At 63.6% G+C, this 22,011-nt stretch carries 21 protein-coding genes; 11 read left to right on the top strand and 10 right to left on the bottom strand.

The features are described 5' to 3' along the window. Window positions 1-7: 7 nt before the first annotated feature. A complete protein-coding gene (locus tag LB555_RS25055) occupies window positions 8-892 on the bottom strand; it encodes a carbohydrate ABC transporter permease (RefSeq protein WP_015315549.1) in 885 nt (294 codons plus the stop codon). Window positions 893-1,047: 155 nt separating this feature from the next. Next, a complete protein-coding gene (locus LB555_RS25050) occupies window positions 1,048-2,400 on the bottom strand; it encodes an extracellular solute-binding protein (protein ID WP_224684034.1) in 1,353 nt (450 codons plus the stop codon). Window positions 2,401-2,802: 402 nt separating this feature from the next. Here LB555_RS25050 and LB555_RS25045 point away from each other — a divergent pair, with 402 nt between their 5' ends. Together LB555_RS25045 and LB555_RS25040 are read left to right on the top strand one after the other, a co-directional pair. Beyond that, complete coding sequence (locus LB555_RS25045) at window positions 2,803-3,669, top strand: endonuclease/exonuclease/phosphatase family protein (protein WP_224684057.1); 867 nt, start codon at window positions 2,803-2,805, stop codon at window positions 3,667-3,669. Window positions 3,670-3,831: 162 nt separating this feature from the next. Next, window positions 3,832-6,285, top strand: a complete 2,454-nt coding sequence (locus LB555_RS25040) for an EAL domain-containing protein (protein WP_140616835.1) — start codon at window positions 3,832-3,834, stop codon at window positions 6,283-6,285. A 65-nt stretch (window positions 6,286-6,350) separates the two neighbouring features. Here the strand turns inward: LB555_RS25040 and tlpA are convergent, their stop codons facing one another. Beyond that, entirely contained in the window at window positions 6,351-7,031 is a 681-nt protein-coding gene (tlpA, locus tag LB555_RS25035) for a thiol:disulfide interchange protein TlpA (protein WP_224684033.1), read from the bottom strand. A gap of 34 nt (window positions 7,032-7,065) precedes the next feature. Between tlpA and argH the strand changes: the two genes are divergently transcribed. The 3 genes from argH to lysA all read left to right on the top strand — a co-directional run bounded on the left by argH (window position 7,066) and on the right by lysA (window position 10,105). Beyond that, window positions 7,066-8,466 carry an argininosuccinate lyase gene (gene argH, locus LB555_RS25030; RefSeq protein WP_224684032.1) on the top strand — a complete coding sequence of 467 codons (1,401 nt, stop codon included), beginning with the start codon at window positions 7,066-7,068 and terminating at the stop codon, window positions 8,464-8,466. Between the two features lie 94 nt (window positions 8,467-8,560). Next, a complete protein-coding gene (locus tag LB555_RS25025) occupies window positions 8,561-8,767 on the top strand; it encodes a lipoprotein (protein WP_023770782.1) in 207 nt (68 codons plus the stop codon). A gap of 69 nt (window positions 8,768-8,836) precedes the next feature. Continuing rightward, window positions 8,837-10,105: a diaminopimelate decarboxylase gene (gene lysA / locus LB555_RS25020; protein WP_224642106.1), complete on the top strand. Its 1,269-nt coding sequence runs from the start codon at window positions 8,837-8,839 to the stop codon at window positions 10,103-10,105. A gap of 34 nt (window positions 10,106-10,139) precedes the next feature. Here the strand turns inward: lysA and LB555_RS25015 are convergent, their stop codons facing one another. Continuing rightward, window positions 10,140-10,442: an ArsR/SmtB family transcription factor gene (locus LB555_RS25015; protein WP_015315541.1), complete on the bottom strand. Its 303-nt coding sequence runs from the start codon at window positions 10,440-10,442 to the stop codon at window positions 10,140-10,142. A gap of 50 nt (window positions 10,443-10,492) precedes the next feature. On the opposite strand from LB555_RS25015, the gene LB555_RS25010 reads away from it, so the two are divergent. Further along, window positions 10,493-11,434 (top strand): threonine/serine dehydratase, encoded by a 942-nt coding sequence (locus tag LB555_RS25010; protein WP_140662836.1) that lies wholly within the window; start codon window positions 10,493-10,495, stop codon window positions 11,432-11,434. A 211-nt stretch (window positions 11,435-11,645) separates the two neighbouring features. Continuing rightward, a complete protein-coding gene (locus tag LB555_RS25005) occupies window positions 11,646-14,243 on the top strand; it encodes a TIGR02302 family protein (RefSeq protein WP_224684031.1) in 2,598 nt (865 codons plus the stop codon). Between the two features lie 40 nt (window positions 14,244-14,283). On the opposite strand, the gene LB555_RS25000 is transcribed toward LB555_RS25005, so the two are convergent. Beyond that, window positions 14,284-15,141, bottom strand: a complete 858-nt coding sequence (locus LB555_RS25000; RefSeq protein WP_015315538.1) for a LysR family transcriptional regulator — start codon at window positions 15,139-15,141, stop codon at window positions 14,284-14,286. Between the two features lie 219 nt (window positions 15,142-15,360). On the opposite strand from LB555_RS25000, the gene LB555_RS24995 reads away from it, so the two are divergent. Beyond that, window positions 15,361-16,308, top strand: a complete 948-nt coding sequence (locus LB555_RS24995) for a DMT family transporter (RefSeq protein ID WP_224684030.1) — start codon at window positions 15,361-15,363, stop codon at window positions 16,306-16,308. Here the strand turns inward: LB555_RS24995 and LB555_RS24990 are convergent, their stop codons facing one another. The 3 genes from LB555_RS24990 to LB555_RS24980 all read right to left on the bottom strand — a co-directional run bounded on the left by LB555_RS24990 (window position 16,309) and on the right by LB555_RS24980 (window position 18,160). Beyond that, a complete protein-coding gene (locus LB555_RS24990) occupies window positions 16,309-16,680 on the bottom strand; it encodes a response regulator (protein WP_015315536.1) in 372 nt (123 codons plus the stop codon). A gap of 119 nt (window positions 16,681-16,799) precedes the next feature. After that, on the bottom strand, window positions 16,800-17,342 hold the full coding sequence (gene hpt / locus LB555_RS24985; protein ID WP_015315535.1) for a hypoxanthine phosphoribosyltransferase: 543 nt from the start codon (window positions 17,340-17,342) through the stop codon (window positions 16,800-16,802). Between the two features lie 173 nt (window positions 17,343-17,515). Further along, complete coding sequence (locus LB555_RS24980) at window positions 17,516-18,160, bottom strand: cadherin-like beta sandwich domain-containing protein (protein ID WP_140712861.1); 645 nt, start codon at window positions 18,158-18,160, stop codon at window positions 17,516-17,518. 189 nt (window positions 18,161-18,349) lie between these two features. Here LB555_RS24980 and ftsE point away from each other — a divergent pair, with 189 nt between their 5' ends. From ftsE to LB555_RS24965, 3 genes are all read left to right on the top strand, one after another. Next, the gene (ftsE, locus tag LB555_RS24975) at window positions 18,350-19,009 is read left to right on the top strand and encodes a cell division ATP-binding protein FtsE (RefSeq protein WP_010911739.1); all 660 of its coding nucleotides are present in this window, start codon (window positions 18,350-18,352) and stop codon (window positions 19,007-19,009) included. Then, window positions 19,002-19,994, top strand: a complete 993-nt coding sequence (locus tag LB555_RS24970) for a cell division protein FtsX (protein WP_140662845.1) — start codon at window positions 19,002-19,004, stop codon at window positions 19,992-19,994. Before ftsE ends, LB555_RS24970 begins: the two co-directional genes overlap by 8 nt. A 109-nt stretch (window positions 19,995-20,103) precedes the next feature. Further along, window positions 20,104-20,829, top strand: coding sequence for a YdcF family protein (locus LB555_RS24965; RefSeq protein WP_140616823.1), 726 nt, complete (start codon window positions 20,104-20,106; stop codon window positions 20,827-20,829). Between the two features lie 6 nt (window positions 20,830-20,835). Here the strand turns inward: LB555_RS24965 and LB555_RS24960 are convergent, their stop codons facing one another. Beyond that, complete coding sequence (locus LB555_RS24960) at window positions 20,836-21,468, bottom strand: pyridoxamine 5'-phosphate oxidase family protein (protein WP_140712857.1); 633 nt, start codon at window positions 21,466-21,468, stop codon at window positions 20,836-20,838. Window positions 21,469-21,493: 25 nt separating this feature from the next. Continuing rightward, entirely contained in the window at window positions 21,494-21,964 is a 471-nt protein-coding gene (locus LB555_RS24955; RefSeq protein WP_023770795.1) for a DUF1348 family protein, read from the bottom strand. Between the last annotated feature and the right edge of the window lie 47 nt (window positions 21,965-22,011).

The raw sequence follows: 22,011 nt of genomic DNA, 5'->3' as shown, positions 1-22,011 counted from the left end.
ATCAGTCTCACCTGTAATGGACGCGCCGCTCGATGAAGCGGAACTGGAAAATGGTCAGCACGATGATGAGCAGCATCAGGATGATGCTCTGCGCGGCGGCACCGGAGTAATCGAGGCCTTTGAAGCCGTCGGAGTAGATCTTGTAGACCATCAGATTGGTGGCATTCGCCGGCCCACCGGACGTCATGATGTCGACGATGCCGAAGGAATCCTGGAAGCTTTCCGTGATGTTGATGACAAGCAGGAAGAAGATGGTCGGGGTGATCAGCGGAAACTGGATGTCCCAGAAGCGCCTCATGACACCAGAGCCGTCCATCGCGGCGGCTTCGATCAGGGAACGCGGGATCGCCTGGAACGCGGCGAGGAAGAAGATGAAGTTGTAGCCGACATACTTCCAGGAAAAGGCGATGATGATCGAAGCCATGGCGTCGGCGCCGTCCAGGCCGGGATCCCAGAAGCCGGGCCAGACCTGGTTGACGACGGCCATGAAGCCGGCTTCCGGCGCCAGGATGAAGCGGAATGCCAGCGCCAGGGCGGGCGCGGCGATGCCATAGGGCCAGATCAGCACCACGCGATACAGCCATGAGCCGGCTAGCTGGCGGTCGGTGAGCGCGGCGAGCACGAGCGCGACGAACATCGCAAGCCCGGTGCTGATGCCGGCAAAGACAAGGCTGGCGGTGATCGAGTTCCAGTAATCGGCGTTGGCCAGGATCGAGCGGAAATTGTCGAGACCGACCCAGATGTTGCCGCCGCCCCAGGGCTGCTGCAGCGTCAGCGACCAGTATACGGCCTGGCCGGCAGGCCAGTAGAAGAAGGTGAAGATCAGCAGGAGCTGCGGCACCGCGAAAAGAATGCCGATTGTCCAACTGCCGAAAGTGACGCGTTTTTCCATCGGTCCGCCGTTGCCGCAGGGTGGTCAGCTTAAAGCAAGCGAGAGATTAATAACGAAATGCCCGCCCGTCGACCCAGGCATGATCCCGAAAACTGGAAACCGGTCTTCGGGATCATGCTCAAATGGGTCGGCGGGCGGTCTGGGAAATCCCTGGATCAGGGCAGGGTCTTGCCTGGATATGTCTGCTGGAAGCGGTCGAGGATGGCGTCGCCGTTCTTGACCAGCGTATCGAGGCCTTCCTGCACGCTCACCTTGTTGGCGAAGATCGCCTGCATCTGGGTGCCGAACTCGGCGCGGATCTGGGTGAAATTGCCCAGGCGGATGCCGCGGGTGATTTCGGTCGGCTCGGAGGCGGTCAGGCTGGCGATCGCGACTTCGCGGCCCTTGTAAGGCGCCTTGTCGTAAAAGCCCTGGCCCTTCATGTAGTCGAAGCCCGACTTGGTCACCGGGATGTAACCGGTGTTGGTCGACCAGAACAGGGCGGTCTTCGGATCATGGATGAAGTTGAGGAACGCGGCCGCGCCCTTGTATTCAGCATCCGACTTGCCCGAGAGAACCCACAGCGATGCGCCGCCGACGAGCGAGTTCTTGCGCTCCGTGCCGGCATAGACGGGCAGTTCGCCGACGTCCCAGTTCATGCCTTCCTTCTGCGTACGGCCAACCGTGCCGTGATCGCCGACCGAGGTCAGGATGACCTGGCAGGTGCCGGTGGCAAAGGCCTGGACCATATCCTGGCCGAGATCCTTCGACTTGATCTTGATCAGGCCGGCATCATACCACTTCTTGAGGTCGGTGACGTACTGCACGAACTTGGTCTTGTTGACTTCGAGGCGGGCGTCGAGGCCGTCATAGCCATTGTTCTTGGTAGCGATCGGCTGGTTGTGAATGGCGGAGAACTGCTCCATCAGCTGCCAGCTTTCGTTGGCCGAGATGTTGATCGCCATCGGGCATTCATAGCCGGCGTCCTTCATTGCCTTGAGGTCGGCGCCGACGTCTTCCCAGGTCTTCGGGGCTTCGGTCTTGCCGATCTTGGCGAAGGCGTCCTTGTTCCAGTACATCAACGCCGTAGACGAGTTGAACGGGAAGGACAGCATCTCGCCTTTCGAGGTGGCGTAATAGCGGGCGATGCCTGGGAAATAATCGGCGTAGTCGATCTTGTAGCCATTTTCTTCCATGAGCTTGTCGGCCGGCTTGTAGGCACCCGACAGCATCATGGTGGCGGTGCCGACGTCATAGACCTGAACGACGGTGGGCTGCTTGCCGGCGCGGAAGGCGGCAATGGTGTTCTGCAAGGTGGCGTCGTAATTGCCCTGGCTGGTGCAGACGACTTCATAGTCCTTCTGCGAGGCGTTGAAATTCTTGCACAGCGTGTCCACGACCCGGGCGAGATCGCCCGAAAGACCAAACCAGAAATCGAATTTTGTCGGTTCCGCGAAGGCAGGCATCGCCAGCGCGGAGCTGAGCACGCCAGCGGCAAGGGCAGCAAAGCCCCGCTTGATGATCGTCATGATTTCTTCCCTCTTGAATGACTGTTGACAAGGGTCTTGCGCAAGTCCTTGCCCGCTCTCTTAGAGAAGGTATGTGACAGTTCTGTTGTGGCTCCCGGGCCTGTGCACAGCTGGTCTTTCCTCCCCTCCGGCGGCTACAGCGGCATGAAAACGTCACACCGGCGCCTTAGGTAGCTAGGGCGACTGCCAAGGACGTAAAGGCCGTCATTGTTACCCGGCTAAAGGGGATGATGAAATGCTGGTGAAGCAGCTGACGCACGTGCCCATTACCGACAGGCAGGCGATGCGCGAAGGCCCGCGCGACAGCGCCACCCATTTGCGGCATGCAGCCGCATTCCGGCTCTTGGCCAGATCGAAATCGGCGGCAAGGCGTCGCGCGCGAACGTCGGCGAGGCCTTGAAGGTGGTGGCCTGGAACGTCGAGCGGCTCCGTCATGTCGATGCCATTGCACGAACGCTTGCCGGGCAGGCCCCCGAAATCGTGCTGTTGTCCGAGGTGGACAAGGGCATGGCACGCTCCGGCAACGGCCATCCGCTCAGCGTGCTTGCCGACCGGCTCGGCCATGCCTTCGCCTATGGTGTCGAGTTCGTCGAACTCGCTGGCGGCAACGAGGCCGAGCGCATGGCAACCGGTGAAGCCGCCAACGCGGAAGGCTTTCACGGCAATGCCGTGACCAGTGGCATGCCGTTGCTGCGACCCTTCCTGGTGCGCCTGGACGCCGCCGGCGGCTGGTTTCGGCCGGAGCGCGGCCAACCGCGCATCGGCGGACGCATGGCGATCGGCGGCCAGGTGCGCATCGGCGACCGCAGGATGACGGTCGTCTCGGTGCACCTTGAAAACCGAACCGATCCGGCTGGCAGGGCAGCTCAGACACGCAAACTCCTCGACGCGATCGACAACTATGATGCGCAAGCGCCGGTACTGCTCGGCGGCGATTTCAACACGCTGACGGCAAGCCACGAGGAGCGCCATGACGACCCACGGGCGTGGATGGCTCGGGTCATGGCCGAACCGGACCGGCTGATCCATGCCGAGCGTCACGAGCCGCTGTTCGCGGCCCTTGCCGAGCGCGGCTATGATTGGCAGGCCGCCAACAATTTGGACCTGCCCACCCAGCGTCGGCCCGCCGGCACGCCGGTTGGCCGAATCGACTGGTTCTTCACGCGGGGCCTCGCGGCCAGCGCGCCGGCGGTTCTTCCGGCGGTGTTGCCGGATGGCAGCCCAAGCTCGGATCATGACGCCCTGACAGTGACCGTCCGCCTGAAATAACCGTCGTCTTCAATCGATGCGGCTGACCTAGCCTGTGCTCTTGCGGTCAGCTTGCGCCGCAAAAGCACGCTATGGTTGCAGGCGGCTTTATCGATCCTTCAACAGCCAAGCATTAATCAGTCATATTTCTTTCTTTATTTCCTGCGGGCCAGGGGGAATAAGATGCTGACGGTCTATAACTGCATCGTGAACCAGCACGATCTGAGGTTGGTTGCACTGGCAGCGCTGATTTGTGGAATTTCCTGTTTTTCAGCCGTCAATCTTCTTCATCACATAGGTCGCTCGACGGATCGAAATCGGCTTGCCTGGCTGACGATCGCCTCCACCTCGACCGGTTTCGGCATCTGGGCAACGCACTTCATCGCCATGCTTGCCTTCACGCCGGGAATCCCCAACGCCTATGATCCCGGACTTTCAGTACTCTCGCTCGCTGGCGCGGTGGCGGTTACGGCGGCCGGCATGTGGGTCGCCACCTTGCGCGACGAGCTTGATTACCATCTGGTCGGCGGCGCCGTTCTGGGCGGCGGTATTGCCGCCATGCACTACATCGGCATGGCGGCATTCGAGGTCGAGGGCCGGATCGAATGGAACCTGCTCCTCGTCGCCGTCTCCTTGCTGGCCGGCGTGACGCTCGCGGCGCTGGCTTTGCGCGTCGTCCTGCGCGGCTCGTCGCTGCCTGCGACGCTTGCCGGTGCGGTCTTGCTGACGCTGGCAATCTGCGGCCTGCACTTCATCGCCATGGCTGCCGTCTCGATCTTCCCGGATTCCTCGATCGCCATATCCCAACACACCGTCGCACCGACCTCGCAGGCCTTCGCCGCCGCTGCGGCCACTCTGGTGATCCTGGTGCTTTCGGCCACCGCGCTGTGGATCGACCTTCGCTTCCGCCGCCAAAAGCTTGAGGTCGACCGCATGCACGGCTTAGCCAACGCCGCGGTGGAAGGCCTGATCGTCTGCGATGGCAATCGCATCGTCAGTGTCAACGACAGCATGGCCAGGCTGACCGGCATGGTCGCCACGACACTGAACGGAAGGGAACTTGGCGACCTCTTCGATGAGCGCACCGCATCCGACCTGATCAACTTCCAGGGACAGCCGTGGGAGGCGGAACTAAGCAATCGCGACGGGATGAGAATTCCCGTCGAACTGATCGCCAGAAGCATCGACTATTGCGGCAAGCCTCACAATGTCGTCGCCGTCCGCGACATTCGCGAACGCAAGAAGGCGGAACAGGAAATCCTTCGCCTCGCTCATTTCGATCCGCTGACGGGGCTCGCCAACCGCCGTAGCTTTTCCAGCCGGCTTGATACCGAAATCGCCGCCACGAGCCGAGACGCAAAAGCCGGCAAGGGCGCGAGGGGCGGGCATCTTGCGCTTCTGCTGCTCGACCTCGACCGGTTCAAGGAGGTGAACGATCTTTATGGGCATGGCGCCGGCGACGCGATGCTTCAGAAGGTGGCGAACTGCGTCTCCGGCGTTCTTCGCCACGGACAGATGCTGGCGCGCCTGGGCGGCGACGAATTCGCCATCATCGCCCCCAACCTGCCCGACCCGCAGGCGGCGAGCCGGATCGCCGACGCGGTGCTCGCCGCGATGCGCGAGGAGAACCGGCTCTCGGCGGGTGGCGGGCTGGTATCGGGGAGCATCGGCATCGCGCTCTATCCGCTGGACGCGGAAGACCAGGCCAGCCTCATCAGCCATGCGGATACCGCGCTCTATCGCGCCAAGACCGAAGGCAGGGACACCTATCGCTATTTCGAGGCGTCGATGGGCGCCGAGGCTCGCGACAAGCGCGTCATGGAGCACGAACTGCGCCAGGCAGTAGCGCGCGACGAATTCTATCTCGTCTACCAGCCGCAGAAAGAGATCAGCAGCGGCAAAATGGTCGGCTTCGAAGCCTTGATCCGTTGGCGGCATCCCGAACGCGGCGATGTTCCCCCGTCCATATTCATTCCGCTGGCGGAGGACAGCGGCGCCATAGGCCAGATCGGAGATTGGGTGCTGACCGCAGCGTGCCAGGAGGCCGCCAGTTGGGAAAATCCACTGACGGTGGCCGTCAACGTCTCCGCGGTGCAGTTGCACAATCCGAACTTCAGCCGAAAGGTGCACGAGACCTTGCTCAAGTCCGGTCTCGCGGCAGCCAGGCTGGAACTCGAAATCACCGAGACGGCGCTGGTGAAGGACATGCCGCGCGCGCTGGCGAGTTTGCGACAGGTCAAGGCGCTTGGCGTGCGCGTGGCCATGGATGATTTCGGAACCGGCTATTCCTCCCTCTCCAACCTTCGCGCCTTCCCTTTCGACAAGATCAAGATCGACGGTTCCTTCATCAAGTCCGTCGACACCAACGGCCAGGTTGCGGCGATCGTGCGCGCCGTGCTCGGGCTGGGGCGCGGCCTGGGTCTGCCGGTGCTGGCGGAGGGCGTCGAGACGCTCGGCGAGTTGAAGTTCCTCGACGCCGAGGCCTGCGAGATCGGCCAGGGCTATTATCTCGGCAAGCCGGCGCCGATCGAGGCGTTCGGAGACCTGACCGGCCACGGCAAGCGTGTTCGGGCGCGAGGCGCCGACCGCCAGGATGGCAGCCTCGTATTGCTCAAGCCGAGCGTACGCTCGGCCTAGAGCTCTTTGTTTTTACGCAATTCCGGACGGAGAACCGTTACACACTATCCTGGAGGTGCTCTGGCTCACGACCCGAGCGCCGTCTCGACCAGCCGCTTTGCATCGGGGCCGGCCCATTCGGCTGGACCGTTCATGTGGGCGATCAGGCAGCCTTCGCCGTCGATCAGCATGGTGACGGGCAGGCCGAGCGCCAGACCGCGCGTCTTGAGGTCGTTGAACAGTGTCATCGTCGAATCGCGGTAGTAGCCGAGCGTGTGCACACCGGCATCGGCGAGAAACTTCTTCGGTTTCACGTCGTCGCCGGCATCGACGTTGACGGCGACGACCTGAAAGGCGTCGCTGCCTTTCTCCTTTTGTAGCGCATCGAGCGCCGGCATTTCGGCACGGCAGGGCGCGCACCATGTGGCCCAGAGATTGAGCAGCACGGTCTTGCCGGCATGATCGGCGATCGTCATCGGCTTGCCGTCCGGACCGTGGAAGGCGAGGCTCCTCATCGACTGCGGCGGATCGGCCGGCAAAAGTGCCGCGACCTCGCCGGTGGCCGCGGCCGCGACCTTCTTGGCGCGATCGCTCTTGGCGGCGCAGGCGACATCGTCCTTGCTGTCGCCGGCGGCTGCTTGGGGCGCGGCGTTGTTGCCAGACCGGCTCTCGCTGACATATACCGCGACCGCGCCGGCCAGCGCTCCCGCCACCAGGGCGGCGAGGATCAGGCGCCGGGCCGGGAAAAATCTGTTTCCGTCTGCCATATTCTCAAACTGCTCCGAAGCACGGGTTATAGCCATGAGCGACAAGAAGACCAGCAACCAGATGTGGGGCGGACGATTTGCCTCGGGTCCGGCCGCGATCATGGAAGCGATCAACGCGTCGATCTCGTTCGACCGCAAACTCTACGCGCAGGACATAAGAGGCTCGATCGCTCATAGCGAGATGCTGGCGCAAACGGGCATTATTTCGGCGGCCGATCAAGAAAAAATCGCTCACGGTCTGAACACGATCCTGAAAGAGATCGAGGGCGGCAGCTTCGAGTTTTCGACGCGGCTGGAAGACATCCACATGAACATAGAGGCCCGCCTTGCCGATCTCATCGGTCCGGCGGCCGGCCGGCTGCACACCGCCCGTTCGCGCAACGACCAGGTGGCCGTCGATCTGAGGCTCTGGGTCAAGGACGAATGCTTTCGTGTCGCCGAGGCGTTGAAAGGCTTGATCATGGCCCTCCTGGCGCGAGCCGAGGAACATGCGGCGACCGTCATGCCGGGTTTCACCCACATGCAGGCGGCGCAGCCGGTCACTTTCGGCCATCATTGCATGGCCTATGTCGAGATGTTTTCGCGCGACCTGTCACGCGTGCGCGACGCCATCGAACGGATGGACGAGAGCCCGCTCGGTGCCGCCGCCCTTGCCGGCACCAGCTTCCCGATCGACCGTCACCAGACCGCGAGCGCGCTCGGCTTTCGCGAGCCGATGCGCAATTCGCTGGACAGCGTCTCGGACCGCGATTTCGCGCTGGAATTCCTGGGACTGGCGGCGATATGCGCCACGCATCTGTCGCGGCTGGCGGAAGAAATCATCATCTGGTCGACGCCGCAATTCGGCTTCATCAGGCTGTCGGACAGCTTTTCGACCGGCTCCTCCATCATGCCGCAGAAGAAGAACCCCGATGCCGCCGAACTGGTGCGTGGCAAGACCGGGCGCGTCACCGGCCATCTGGTCGGCCTGCTGACGGTGATGAAGGGCATGCCTTTGACCTATGGCAAGGACATGCAGGAAGACAAGGAATCGGTGTTCGACGCGGCCGAGACGCTCGACCTGATGCTGGCCGCGATGACCGGCATGGTTGCGGACATGACGGTCAATGCCGCCGCGATGAAGAAGGCCGCCGGCTCCGGCCACGCCACCGCCACCGACCTCGCCGACTGGCTGGTGCGTACCTTGGGCCTGCCGTTCCGCGAGGCCCATCATGTCACCGGCCGCGCGGTGGCGCTGGCCGAACACAGGAAGGTCAGCCTGGAAAAGCTTTCGCTGGAGGATCTGCAGTCGATCAACCCAGGCATCACTTCCGACATATTCTCGGTGCTGGCGGTGCAGAACTCGGTCAAGAGCCGCACCAGCTTCGGCGGCACCGCACCGTCGGAAGTGAGAAAGCAGATCCGCTATTGGAAAAAGCGTCTCGCCAAGGCGTAATGCCGGATATCGCGATCAGCAATATCCGGGGTGCAATGCACCGAGAACTCGGCTAAAAGCAGCGGCGGACAGAGAGTTTCGGACGGATGGATCGATGACCGGAAGCAGGATTTTGGTGACGCTGACGCTGCTTGCGGCGCTTGCCTTCGTGACCGCCTGCGGCCGCAAGGCGGGCCTGGACACGCCCTATGAGGCGGCTGTCCAGGCACGCAAGGATGCCGAGAAGGCCCACCAGCCCGTGCCGCCGGAACCGGAAAAACCGGTCGTGGACAAGAAGTTCATTCTCGACCCGCTGATCTAGCTCCGATGAAGGCGGGATTGGTCTTTCCAAACCCGATCGCATCGTGCCTCAACTTCCGGAACCACTCTCGTGAACCATTTCGACTACCGCGACGGCGTGCTGCATGCCGAGGACGTGGCGATCCCTGACATCGCCGCACAGGTCGGCACGCCGTTCTACTGCTATTCGACGGCGACCCTGACTAGGCACTACCGTGTCTTCGTCCAGGCCTTTGCCGGGCTCGATACGCTGGTCTGCTACGCCATGAAGGCCAATTCCAACCAGGCGGTGCTGCGGACCTTGGCCAAGCTCGGCGCCGGCGCCGACGTCGTCTCGGAAGGCGAATTGCGCCGGGCTCTCGCCGCAGGAGTCCCGGCCGGCAGGATCCTGTTCTCGGGCGTCGGCAAGACCGCCCGCGAAATGGACTTTGCGCTCCAAGCCGGCATTCTCTGCTTCAACGTCGAATCCGAGCCGGAACTCGAGCTGTTGTCGGCACGTGCCGTGGCGCTCGGCAAGGTGGCGCCTATCTCGCTGCGCATCAATCCCGATGTCGACGCCAAGACCCACAAGAAAATCTCAACCGGCAAGGCTGAAAACAAGTTCGGCATTCCCTGGCAGCGGGCGCGCCAGGTCTATGCCCGCGCGGCAACGCTTCCGGGCATTAAGGTCACCGGCATCGATACCCATATCGGCAGCCAGATCACCGAGTTGCAGCCCTTCGACGACGCCTTCGCCTTGCTGGTCGACCTGGTCGGAGCGCTGCGCGGCGACGGCCACGCCATCGAGCATGTCGATCTCGGCGGCGGTCTCGGCATTCCCTACCGCGTCGACAACAACCCGCCCCCCTTGCCCGACGCCTATGCCCAGATCGTCCGCAAGCATGTCACCAAATTGGGTCTCAAGGTGATGTTCGAGCCGGGCCGGCTGATCGTTGGCAATGCCGGCATCCTGGTCTCGGAAGTGATTTTCGTGAAGGAAGGCGACGCCAAGAATTTCCTCGTTGTCGACGCTGCCATGAATGACCTGATCCGGCCGACGCTCTATGATGCCTTCCACGAGATCAGGCCGGTCGTGCAGCCGCCGGCCGACGCGCCGCGCATGATGGTCGACGTGGTCGGCCAAGTCTGCGAGACCGGCGATTATCTCGGCCTCGACCGCGACCTGCCCCGGCTGATGGCGGGCGATCTCGTCGCCGTTTCCACCGCCGGCGCCTATGGCGCGGTCCAGGCCGGCACCTACAACACTCGCCTGCTGGTGCCGGAGGTGCTGGTCGACGGCGACCGTTTCCATGTCGTGCGTCCGCGCCCGACCTATGACGAGCTGATCGGGCTGGATTCGGTGCCGGACTGGCTTGCGTAAGCCGCCCTGCCGCGACGCTATAACCGGTTCTGCGCTATAACCGGTTCTGGATGAGTGCCCTTGCGTCGGCGATCCTGTCCTCGTCGCGGCGGTAGAAGGTCCATTGCCTGATGCGCTTGGTTCTGAGCAGGCCGGCCTGGACGAGCACGCGCATATGCTCGGAAAGCGTCGCCTGAGTGATGCCGAGCTTCTCGGCGATCAGCAGCGCGCAGACGCCGTCCTCGACCAGATCGCCATCCGCCTGTGCCCGGAAATGCGCACGTGGATTCTTGAGCCAGTCGAGAATCTGCAGTCTGCGCTCGTTGGCGATCGCCTTGAAGACATCAACCTCTTGCATTTAGCCATTTTGCCAAGTTACTAATTGCTGTCAATCCCAAGGAGATTTTGATGTCGCAGGGCAACGTCGTCACACGCGGACGCATCGCCGCGATGGAACCGCGCATCCGCCCCTATATCAGGCACACACCGGTTCTGCGCGTCGACATGGCCGACTTCGATCGGGGGCCATTGGCGATCGACCTCAAGCTCGAATGCCTGCAGCATTCCGGCTCGTTCAAAGCCCGCGGCGCCTTCACCAACCTCCTGGAGCGGCCGGTTCCCGAGGCCGGCGTCGTCGCCGCATCGGGCGGCAATCATGGCGCTGCCGTCGCCTACGCCGCCATGCGGCTTGGCCACAGAGCAACCATCTTCGTTCCCGAAGTGAGCCCGCAGGCCAAGCTGGACCGCATCCGGGCCTATGGCGCCGACCTCGTTGTCGGCGGCGCCCGCTATGCCGAAGCGCTGGCCGCCAGCGAACGGTTCGCCGAGGAAACCGGCGCCTTGCAGATCCACGCCTTCAACCAGGAGGAGACGCTGGTCGGCCAAGGCACTCTCGGGCTCGAAATCGAAAGCGATCTGCCTGAGATCGACACGCTGCTGGTCGCCGTCGGTGGTGGCGGCCTGATCGGCGGCATCGCCGCCTGGTATGCCGGCCGCATCCGCATCGTCGCCGTAGAGCCCGAGGGTGCGCCGACGCTTCATCGCGCCTTCGAGGCCGGCCATCCGGTGGACGCGCCGGCGGAAGGCATCGCCGCCGATTCGCTGGCGCCCAAGCGGGTCGGCGAGATGATGTTCCCGATCGCCGAAGCCTTCGTCGAACGCTCCATCCTGGTCAGCGACGACGACATCATCGCCGCCCAGAAGGCGCTCTGGAACCGCGTGCGCATCATCTCGGAGCCGGGTGGTGCCGCCGCCTTTGCCGCGATCCTGTCCGGCCGCTACGCGCCGACACCGGGCGAACGGGTCGCCGTGCTGGTCTGTGGGGCCAACGCAAACCCCGCCAATTTCTGATTGCAACCATTTCGGCAGGCTTCACGTTTTCTCAAACTGCCTCGCCTTTGCCGTGTTTACTGGTATTCTTCGAGTCGTGAGGCTTGGGCTATCCCGTCCGCCTCGCCGCATGATCCCGAAAAATAGAATCCAAGTTTCGGAACAGATCATGCCAAAAGAGATAGAGCCCATTGCGGTCCTTCAGGACGGAACAGGGCTCCAGGAAGGGCCGATGACCGAACGACCCACCTTCAGCAGCAATCGCGGCCTGGCCGGACGCCTGGCCTTGAGCCGGCTGGCGACGCGGGTCTCGATGGCGATCGAGCGTGGCTGGCCGCTGCTGCTTCCGCTCATTGTCGTCGTCGGCCTGTTTCTCAGCGTCTCCTGGTTCGGTATTTTTCCCCGGCTGCCGGACGTGGTGCGCATCGGCCTTATCGCCATGTTTTGCCTGGCAGGTCTGGCGGCGCTTTATCCGCTGCGCTTTTTCCGCATACCTGGCGCGGCCGAGATCGATCGCCGCATCGAAGCCGCCAACAGACTGCTGCACAGCCCGGTGCAGGTGCAGAGCGACCGGCCCAGCGGCCAGGAAAGCAGTTTCTCGCAGGCGCTCTGGCGCGAGCACCAGAAGCGAATGGCTGGAAAGCTCGACAATCTCGGCGCCGATCTGCCGCGCACGCGCGTGCCGGAGCGCGACCCGTGGGGATTGCGCGCCGTGGCGGCGCTCCTGCTGGTCACTGCCTTTGCCTTCTCCTTCGGGCCGACCGGCGGCCGGCTGACAGATGGGTTCAGCGCACATGGCACGCTCGACGCCGTACCGCCGCGCATCGACGCATGGGTGACGCCGCCGGCCTATACCGGCAAGCCGCCGATCTTCCTGACTGCCGACGCCAACCAGGCGACGCCGACTTTTCATGTCCCCGAGGGAAGCGACGTCTCCCTGCGCGTTACCGGAGGCTCGGGCGAGGAAACGCTTGCCTATGCCGACAAGGACGGCAATGCGCGCGCCATCGACCCCGCAAGCCCGCAAGCCGCCGCCAAGCCGGCAGCAAGCCCGGCGGTGTCGTCCGCCTCGCCTTCGAAGGTGCGCCAGTTCGCCAGCAAGCTGACCGGCGACGGGACGCTGACGCTGAAATCGGGGGAGGATCAGCTTGGCCGCTGGGCTTTCGCCGTCATCCCGGACAAGCCGCCGCAGATCCGCTTCGTCGGCGAGCCCAAGCGCGCCGCCAACGGCGCCTTCGAGCTCAACTATCAGATCGATGACGATTACGGCGCCGCCACCGCCAAGGCGGTCTTCGCGCTGGCCGACCCGCAGCCGCCGGGTGCGCATCCGCTCTATGGTCCGCCCGAAATGCCGCTGACACTGCCGCGCCGCGGCGGCAAGTTGAATGCCGCCAAGACCACGAAAGACCTGACCGAGCATGTCTGGGCCGGCAGCAGCATCAAGCTGACGCTGGTCGCCACCGACGACGCCGGCCACACCGCCTCAAGCGAAACCAAGACGCTCGCGATGCCCGAGCGGCCGTTCACCAACCCGCTGGCACGCGCGGTGATCGAACAGCGCCGCCTGCTTGCGCTCGACGCCAATGCCAAGCCGCGCGTGCTCGACCTGATGGAGGCCATCACGCTGCGGCCTGAAGACACGTTCGATACCATGTCCCACTACCTCGCCATCATGAGCGCAATGAGCCGGCTGAAGCTGGCGGTGAACGACGATCAATTGCGCAGCGAGGTTGCCTACCTCTGGGAGATCGCGCTTGGTATCGAGGAGGGCAACCTCTCGGCGGCCGAAAAGCGGCTGCGCCAGGCCCAGCAGGCACTGCAGGACGCCATCAAGAATGGCGCCAGCGATGCCGAGATCGAGAAGGCGATGAAGGAACTGCGCGAGGCGATGAACCAGTTCCTGCAGGAGTTCGCCGAACGCGCCAAGCAGAACCCGAACGCGCCGCAGATGCAGCAGAACGGCCAGGAGCTGCGCCAGAGCGACATCGACCGCATGATGGACCAGATCGAAAATCTGGCGAAGTCCGGCGATCGCGACAAGGCCCAGCAATTGCTGTCTCAGTTGCAGGACATGATGAACAACCTCCAGGCCGGCCGCCAGCAGCAGGGGGGCGAGCAGGACAGCCAGATGCGTCAGCAGATGGACAAGCTTGGCGAGATCCTGCGGCGGCAGCAGGAGATGATGAACGACACCTTCCGCATGGATCAGATGCAGCGCGGCGAGCGCCAGCGCGGCCGCAACCGCGACGAGCAGCTTGGCCAGAACGATGAGCAAGGTCAATCTGGCGAAAACGGCAAGCCCGGCGAGAATGGCGAGCCAAAGCCTATGACGCCGCAGGAATTCGCCGATGCGCTGAAGCAGCTGCAGGAGGGCCAGGGCCAGCTGAAGAGCGATCTGGAGCAGCTGAAGAAAGGCCTCGAGGGCATGGGCATGGAGCCCAATGAAGGATTTGGCGAGGCCGGCAAGTCCATGGGCAGCGCCGAGCAGGCGCTTGGCGAGGGCCAGGGCGACGAGGCCGTCGGCCACCAGGGCCGGGCGCTCGAGGCGCTGCGCAAGGGCGCCAAGGACATGATGAAACAGATGCAGGCCATGCAGGGCGACCAGGGCGGCAGCCAGCAAGGCGGCCGCCAGCAGGATGCCGACCGCGACCCGCTCGGCCGGCCGCGCGCCAGCCAGGGTCCCGATTTTGGCGATTCGGTGAAAGTGCCCGACGAGATCGACGTTCAGCGCGCGCGCCAGATTCTGGAAGCGATCCGCAAGCGGCTCGGCAATGCGCTCAGCCCCGACATCGAGCGCAGCTATCTGGAACGGCTGCTGGAGCTGAAATAGGAAACGGCGAGAGCGACCAGCTTCATTTCCATGGAGCCGTCTACCTGTTGACGAACGCCTCGCGGATTGCCTCCTGCATGCCGTCGATTGCTTCGCCTGACGCATTCGGGTTGCGATGCATCACCACATTGGAGGAATCGATGTCGCCGAACCCGTCCGCGGACGTCAGCTCTCGGCAGTCCGCCGGAATGTTGCTGCGTGAGATCGGCGCGATCGCCAACCCCGAGGTGACGGCAAGCTTCAGGCCGCCATTGGTATCGCTTGTATAGGCGACGCGGTAGGCAAGGCCGCGCTGCTCCAGCGATTTGATGGCGAAGTCCTTACACCAGCCGGCGCGGTTATAGAGCGCGATCGGCACCGGGCGCTCCTCATGCATGTGATGCAGGTTCGACGTCACCCAGACAGTCGGATCATGCATCAGCACTTCGCCGCCGGAAGGATCCTGCCATTCGAACACCACGCATAAATCCAGCTCGCCGGCGGCGAGCGCCGCGATCTGCGCCTCCGAATGCGCGTAGCGTACGGTGACCTCGACCTTGGTGTGACGCTTCGAAAATGCGCCGAGCGCGCGCGACAGGATGGCGTGGCCATATTCCTCCGGAATGCCGATGCGAACCGGCCCACCGAGCGGCGCCGCCGCCATCGACGCCGCCGTTTCATCGAGCAGCGAAACGATACGGCGGGCATTGACGATGAGTTCGCCGCCACGCCGCGTCAGCGCGACGCCGCGTGAACCTCGCTCGAACAGGCTGTCGCCGACCAGCTCTTCGAGCTTCTTCATCTGCATCGACACGGCCGATTGCGTGCGGCCGGCCTGCTCGGCGGCCCTCGTGAAATTGCCGGCCTCGGCTATGGCGACAAAGGTACGCAGGAGATCACTGTCGAGGGTTGGCCGCATGGCATCCATCATAAGTAGATTTGATCGCTGGCATCATTCCAATTCGTTTGCAACATGTCAAACGCCGAACGATAATCGCCTCACCCATTGGATATGCAGTCGCGAAATCGGCTGCGGACCAATCAAGAGTCCTCACTCGTGCCCGCTACCCGAAAACGGTGGCGGGTTCTTTTTGATCTGGTGAGCGTCGCCGGATCGGATGCGCGGGAGCCTGAACGGATGCAGAATAGGATGGTGCGCGGCATCCTGAGCCTGTGCCTGGGCGTGCTGGTCTTCTCGCTGCAGGATCCGCTCGTCAAAGCCGTGTCGAGCGGCTACCCTGTGACCGAGGTGATGGCGATCCGCTCGATCGTAGCCTTGCCGATCCTGATCGTTCTGGTTCACGCCGATGTCGGGCTGCGGGCAATCCTGTCGAAACGGTTCGGCCTGCTGACGATACGCGCCTTCATCCAGTTCACCTCCTACACGGTCTATTACCTGGCCATCGCCGCCCTCCCGCTGGCCGACGCCGTGGCGCTCTATTTCATGGCGCCGCTCTGCATCATGGCGATGGCCGGCCCCTATCTCGGCGAGCGCGTTTCCTGGCAGACGCTGTCGACCGTGCTGATCGGGATGCTTGGCGTGCTGGTGATGCTGCGCCCCGGCGCCGGGCTGTTCGACTGGGCGGCCTTGCTGTCGCTGGGCTCGGCCGTGCTCTACGCCTTCTCGCAGCTGATGGCTCGCAAGATCGGCGATACCGAATCGTCCACTGTCATGGCCTTCTACCAGAACGGCGCCTATCTCGTCGGCGCGGCCGTCGTCGCCGGCACGTTCCACATTGCGGCCATAACCCACGCCGTCCACCCGAGCCTCGAATTCCTGGTGCGACCATGGATCGCGCCGACGCTGCCGGATTTTCTCAAGATGGCCGCCTGCGGTTTCGTCGCCTCGGCCGGCATGATCCTGCTCTCGCAAGGCTACCGGCTGGCGCCGGCCAACCGCGTCGCCACCTTCGAATATACCGGCATCCTGTGGTCGCCGCTGTGGGGTTTCCTGTTCTTCGCCGAGGTGCCCAGGTCAGCGACGGTGATCGGCGCGGCGCTCATCATCGGCGCCGGCCTGCTGGCACTCAACACCGAGCGCCGCGCCAGCCCGGCACCGGCGCTTGTCGCCAGGGATCCAGCCTGATCAGGCGAAGCAGATCAGCGCCCGTTCGACGCGAGAGCGAATCTCGGCGAGCGTGAAGGGCTTTTGCACGACATCGAGGATGATGCCGTTCAATTCATCGGCGCGCTCGCGCTGGTCGGCATAGCCGGTCATCAGCATGATCTTCATCGCGGGAAAAAGCGCGGCTGCCGCAACCGCCATCTCGATGCCGTCCATCTCCGGCATGCGTATGTCGGAGACGACGAGATCGTACCCGCCTTTTGCGGCGCGGATCAGCGAAAGCCCCTGCGCGCCATCGGCGGCGATATCGATTGCGTGGCCGGCGCGTTCGAGCGCGCGGGCTGCGAGGGTGCGGACGGACTCATCGTCCTCGACGATCAAAAGCTTTGCCATGGCCGGCATATTTGGTGGCGAAACGTTGACTTTTCCTGAAAACCCAGGCGCTCGCCCAGACTAATTTTCCTGACACCGTTAAGGCCTTTTTCAGGATTCACCGGTGCGAGGCACTCGCCTTACACATCGCCTTTCACCACACCCACGAACGGCAATTCACGGAAAGCATGCGCCACATCCATGCCATAGCCGACGACGAAATAATCGGGGCAGTCGAAGCCGACATAATCGGCATTCAACGCGGTCTGGCGGCGCATGCGCTTGTCGAGCAGCACGGCGATGGAACAGCTTTTCGCGCCGCGCGACAGCATCAGGTCGCGCGTGAAGCTCAGCGTCTTGCCCGATTCCAGAATGTCGTCGATCAACAGCACGTCGCGGCCGGCGACCTCGTTGTCGATGTCGCGCAGCACCCTCACCTCGCCGCTGGTTGTGCCGGCGCCATAACTGGAGATGAAGATGAACTCGACTTCCGGCGACAGGCCGACATCATGCATGGCGCGGATCAGGTCGGCGGCGAAGATGAACGAGCCTTTCAGCACCGAAATCACCAGGAGATCGTGATAGTCGTGCCCGGCAATCTCCTTGGCGAGTTCGAGATTGCGCCGCGCGATCGCCGATGCCGAAAACAGCACTTCGATGTCCTTGCCGCGCACGTTTGGCATTTCTCGCCCTCCAGTTTTTTTCCGAAACGCCTTCACACCGAGCGTGTGTTGAGAGTCAGGTCAGACCGAGCCGAAAGCAGTGGTTTCCGAGAACCGGAGCGGAGCGTACGTGAGCACCGGAAGCGCAGGGAACCACCGTTTGCAGGCCGGCTTCACCTGAATATCGACACACGCTATTCGGCGAAGGTGACCAAAACGGTCCTTACCCCGTTCTTAGGCACGTCGAGCCGGCTGGCAAAGCCGAATCTTTCGCCCGATGCCAGCGAATGGCCAGATGTCCCCAGCGTATAGCGGGTTGTGCGGCCGTCATTGCCCGTCACCCGGATTTCGAGTGGCGGCATTGTCGCGGGCCTCGTCCCGTCATTGGCGGCCTCGCCGTCGACGAACAGCACCGGATTGGCGCCGGAGGCATCGATGCGTGACGTCACGCCTGAAATGGTCAGCGCCGACGCTCGCGCGCCGGGCAGGAACGGTGCCTGGCGCACCAGCGCATGGCCGCCCGAGACCCAGAAGGCGGCAAGGGCGGCGCCGATGCCGGCGATCCAGAAGATCGGACCGCCGCGCGAGGCCGGCGGCCGTTCCGCTGGCATTTCCGGCTTGCGCAGCATGTCCATGCCTTCGATGGCCGGGGGGACAATCGCACGCGGCAGCGGCGTCACATTTCCGACTGGTGGGGCCGGCCGCGGCAACACCATATAATCCGCATCGATGATATCAGCCGCCGGGGCGCGCAAGATCCGGTCCGCCGCGGCAATTGCCGCGGGATCGGTCATGATTTCGCCGGAAACCGGGCGCGCGGTTCGTTCGTCAGCCATCATGGCCCCAGTATTGCGCGTGTTCGCTTTTCGTTTCTTTTGCGTAAACACAAATGGTTAACGCTTCCCCACCGGAGCCCTCTTGAAGAGCCTAAACGAGCCAGGAATTAACCGCCGGTTAACCATGCCGGCCGATGGTCTTTTCACAAAACAGGCCGGTTCGCCGCGGCCAGGAAATTCAGGTCGTCGAAATTGATTCGCTTCGAAAATGTCGGCCTCCGCTATGGCATGGGTCCGGAAATCCTCCGCGACATCTCCCTGCACATACCGGAGCGCTCCTTCCAGTTCTTGAGCGGGCCTTCGGGTGCCGGCAAGACGACATTGCTGCGCCTTTTGTTCATGTCGCTGAAACCGACGCGTGGACTGATCACCATCTTCGGCAAGGACCGCTCGCGCATCTCGCGCACCGAACTGCCGCATCTGCGCCGCCGCATCGGCGTGGTGTTCCAGGACTTTCGCCTGCTCGACCACATGACCACCTATGAGAATGTCGCGCTGCCGCTGCGCGTGCGCGGGCGCGAGGAAGCGAGCTACCGCACCGATGTCACCGAGTTGTTGAAATGGGTGGGGCTGGGCGAGCGCATGCATGTGCTGCCGCCGGTCCTGTCCGGAGGCGAGAAGCAGCGCGCCGCGATCGCGCGCGCCCTGATCGAGCAACCGGAGATCCTGCTCGCTGACGAGCCGACCGGCAATGTCGATCCGCCGCTGGCGCGGCGGCTGCTGCGGCTGTTCATCGAGCTCAACCGGCTTGGCACCGCCGTTGTGATCGCCACGCATGACCTTGGCCTGATGGAGCAGGTTGACGCGCGCCGCATGATCCTGGCCGGCGGAAGGCTTGATATCTATGACTGAGACCGAGCTATCGGCCGACCATTTCGAGGAGCAGGATGCCGAGGCGGTGGAGGCGAGGCCGCGCGCACAACGCAAGATGGCGCCGATCGTGCCGGCGCAGAACATTGCCGGCCGCGCGCTGGTGCTGGTCATCGCCATCATGACTTTCCTGTCCTGCCTGACTTTCGGCGCGGTGACCCTGGTGCGCGACACAGCCTCGGTTTGGGAAAACCAGATCTCGCGCGAGGCGACGATCCAGATCAAGCCGGCCGACGGCCTCGACATGGAGGCGGCGCTTACCCAGGCCTCGCGGATCGCCGGCGAATTCCCTGGCGTGAAGTCGACCCGGATCATCGACCGCGAAGCGACCGCAAGGCTGCTGGAGCCCTGGCTGGGTTCGGGCCTCAACATCGACGACCTGCCCGTGCCGCGCCTGATCATCGTCACCATCGACGAGAGCAGCCCGCCTGACTTCGCCGCCATGCGCGCCGCGATCACGCCGAAACTGCCGAGTGCATCGCTCGACGACCACCGCACCTGGGTCGACCGGCTGGTGGCCATGGCCCGCACCACGGTGACCATAGGCGTCGCCGTTCTGGCCCTGATGCTGTCGGCGACGGTGCTGACCGTGGTGTTCGCGACCCGTGGGGCCATGGACGGCAACGGCCACATCATCGAGGTGCTGCATTTCGTCGGCGCCGAGGCGCGCTTCATCGCACGCGAATTCCGCCGGCATTTTCTGGTCACCGGCATGAAGGGCGCGGCCGCCGGCGGAGCGGCGGCGGTGCTCGTCTTCATCGTGTTCTCCTGGTGGTCGTCACGCAACATGGCAACGCCGCAGGCCGATCAGGCGACCGCTTTGTTCGGCAACTTCGCCATCGGCTCGGCGGGTTACGCAGGTGTCGTCCTGATGGTGCTGGTGATTGGCGCGCTGACGGCGGCAACCTCGCACGTCACCGTCGTTGCCTATCTCAGCGACATCGACGTTCGCCAACCCGATGCATGAAAGGACCTCGTCTTGGCTTGGACGGAAACAGGGCGATCACGGAGAAAGAATTCGCGTAACGCAAAGTGCGTCTTTTACCTATCAAAGGCCGCATTTGAGGATTAACTATATGACCATGGACGTGCGGGATTCGACCGGGACGGCTGGACAGTTGCCAGTGGTGGTTGACCGTTGGCGCGGCCGTGGCAGGGTTAGCCATCTAAGGACCGCCCTGCGCTTCTCCGCTCTCTCCCTGCTTGTGCTTGCAACAGTGTTCGCTGGCGGCTTTGGCTGGTTCGCCAGCAAGGTCAGTCATCTGACCACGCCCGCCAACCCGGCCAAGGCCGACGCCATCATCGTGCTGACCGGCGGCCAGTCGCGCCTCGACGCCGCGATGGAGCTGCTCGCATCCGGCAAGGGCGAGCGGCTCTTGATCAGCGGCGTGCACCCCTCGGCCAGCCGGCGCCAGCTTCAGGCGGCGACCGGCGGCGACAAGAAACTGTTTTCCTGCTGCGTCGACATCGATCGCGCCGCGCTCGACACGATCGGCAATGCCGAGGAAAGCGCCAAATGGGTGGAAAACCATGCCTATGGCACGGTGATCCTGGTGACCAACAATTATCACATGCCGCGCAGCCTTTTGGAGATGGGCCGGCTGCTGCATGGCGCCAAGCTCGAACCCTACCCGGTGGTCAATTCCAACCTGGATAATGGCAGTTGGCTGACCAAGCCACGGGCAGTGCGCGTGCTGTTCACCGAATACACCAAGTACCTGCTGGCGCTGGCTCGCGGGTTTATCCCGGTGAAGCCGACGCCTGAGGGAATCGCCCTGGCCGAGACCGCCGCCGGCGGCTGAGCCGCGTCATTGCTTGGCGACAGCCCCTGAAACGCCCTTGAGGCGCGCGATCTCTTGTTCAAGGTCTTGGATGCGCCGGTCGCGCTCGCCAAGCGCGGCTGCCACATCAGCCGCCTCGAAGCGCTGCGGTATATGTTGCGGGCAATTGGCATCCCATGCCGAGACGGTGAACAGGATGATCTGCTCGGGACGCGCCTTGTAGTCCGGCGGCATCAGCCTCGCCGTCAACTCGGCATCGTCCTCGACAACGCGCGCCGTACCCCAGATCTTGATGCGCTGGCGCATCATGTAGTCGATCAGGAACAGGAAGGCCCTCGGATTGTCGGCCAGATTGCCCTGCGTGATGAATTGCCTGTTGCCGGAAAAATCCGCGAAGCCGATCGTCTTCTCGTCGAGCACCTTGAGAAAGCCGGCAGGGCCGCCGCGGTGCTGGATATAGGGCTGGCCGTCGCCATTGGCCGTCGACAGGAAGATGCTGGTCTGCATTTCGATGAATGCGGCGAGGTCCGGTGTGATCGCCGACTGCCAGCCGCCGCGCTCCTCGACGCGGGCGTAGGACTGGCGCGAGCCCTTGCGCGCCTGGATCGCCTTGACCGTCGGCGTGAAGGCGACATCGCTGGTAAAAGCGTGTGCGTTCATCGAAACCTCCTTTGCCTGAATGCTTCTAAAGACCGAGCTCCGACAGCGTCGGATGGTCGTCCGGCCGCCGGCCGAGCGGCCAGTGATATTTGCGCTCGGCCTCGGCGATCGGCAGGTCGTTGATGCTGGCGATGCGCAGCCGCATCAGCCCGTGCTCGTCGAACTCCCAGTTCTCGTTGCCGTAGCTGCGGAACCATGAGCCGCTGTCGTCGCGCCATTCATAGGCGAAGCGCACGGCGATGCGGTTGCCGTGAAAGGCCCAGACCTCCTTGATCAGCCGGTAGTCGAGTTCGCGGCTCCATTTGCGCGTAAGGAACGCCTGGATGGCATCGCGGCCTTGCAGGAACTCGGCGCGGTTGCGCCAACGGCTGTCCGCCGTATAGGCGAGCGCCACCCGCGCCGGATCGCGCGAGTTCCAGGCATCCTCGGCCATGCGCGCTTTCTGGGCTGACGTCTCGGCGGTGAAGGGCGGAAGCGGCGGGCGGCTCTCAGACATGGGATTTCCTCTGCGGCATGAAGGGTGGGGACCGGCGGGCACCGCCG

It is taken from the genome of Mesorhizobium sp. BR-1-1-10, assembly GCF_020165595.1.
GTDB lineage: Bacteria > Pseudomonadota > Alphaproteobacteria > Rhizobiales > Rhizobiaceae > Mesorhizobium > Mesorhizobium australicum.
This window is presented reverse-complemented; position numbering and strand designations above follow the sequence as displayed.

Coding starts and splice junctions, on each gene's coding strand:
- LB555_RS24995 (WP_224684030.1), top strand. CDS start 15,361: ATGCAGAATAGGATGGTGCGCGGCATCCTGAGCCTGTGCCTGGGCGTG.
- LB555_RS25040 (WP_140616835.1), top strand. CDS start 3,832: ATGCTGACGGTCTATAACTGCATCGTGAACCAGCACGATCTGAGGTTG.
- LB555_RS24990 (WP_015315536.1), bottom strand. CDS start 16,680: ATGGCAAAGCTTTTGATCGTCGAGGACGATGAGTCCGTCCGCACCCTC.
- LB555_RS25005 (WP_224684031.1), top strand. CDS start 11,646: ATGACCGAACGACCCACCTTCAGCAGCAATCGCGGCCTGGCCGGACGC.
- hpt (WP_015315535.1), bottom strand. CDS start 17,342: ATGCCAAACGTGCGCGGCAAGGACATCGAAGTGCTGTTTTCGGCATCG.
- LB555_RS24955 (WP_023770795.1), bottom strand. CDS start 21,964: ATGTCTGAGAGCCGCCCGCCGCTTCCGCCCTTCACCGCCGAGACGTCA.
- LB555_RS24965 (WP_140616823.1), top strand. CDS start 20,104: ATGACCATGGACGTGCGGGATTCGACCGGGACGGCTGGACAGTTGCCA.
- LB555_RS25050 (WP_224684034.1), bottom strand. CDS start 2,400: ATGACGATCATCAAGCGGGGCTTTGCTGCCCTTGCCGCTGGCGTGCTC.
- LB555_RS24970 (WP_140662845.1), top strand. CDS start 19,002: ATGACTGAGACCGAGCTATCGGCCGACCATTTCGAGGAGCAGGATGCC.
- argH (WP_224684032.1), top strand. CDS start 7,066: ATGAGCGACAAGAAGACCAGCAACCAGATGTGGGGCGGACGATTTGCC.
- LB555_RS25010 (WP_140662836.1), top strand. CDS start 10,493: ATGTCGCAGGGCAACGTCGTCACACGCGGACGCATCGCCGCGATGGAA.
- LB555_RS25025 (WP_023770782.1), top strand. CDS start 8,561: ATGACCGGAAGCAGGATTTTGGTGACGCTGACGCTGCTTGCGGCGCTT.
- LB555_RS25015 (WP_015315541.1), bottom strand. CDS start 10,442: ATGCAAGAGGTTGATGTCTTCAAGGCGATCGCCAACGAGCGCAGACTG.
- LB555_RS24960 (WP_140712857.1), bottom strand. CDS start 21,468: ATGAACGCACACGCTTTTACCAGCGATGTCGCCTTCACGCCGACGGTC.
- LB555_RS24980 (WP_140712861.1), bottom strand. CDS start 18,160: ATGATGGCTGACGAACGAACCGCGCGCCCGGTTTCCGGCGAAATCATG.
- tlpA (WP_224684033.1), bottom strand. CDS start 7,031: ATGGCAGACGGAAACAGATTTTTCCCGGCCCGGCGCCTGATCCTCGCC.
- LB555_RS25000 (WP_015315538.1), bottom strand. CDS start 15,141: ATGCGGCCAACCCTCGACAGTGATCTCCTGCGTACCTTTGTCGCCATA.
- LB555_RS25055 (WP_015315549.1), bottom strand. CDS start 892: ATGGAAAAACGCGTCACTTTCGGCAGTTGGACAATCGGCATTCTTTTC.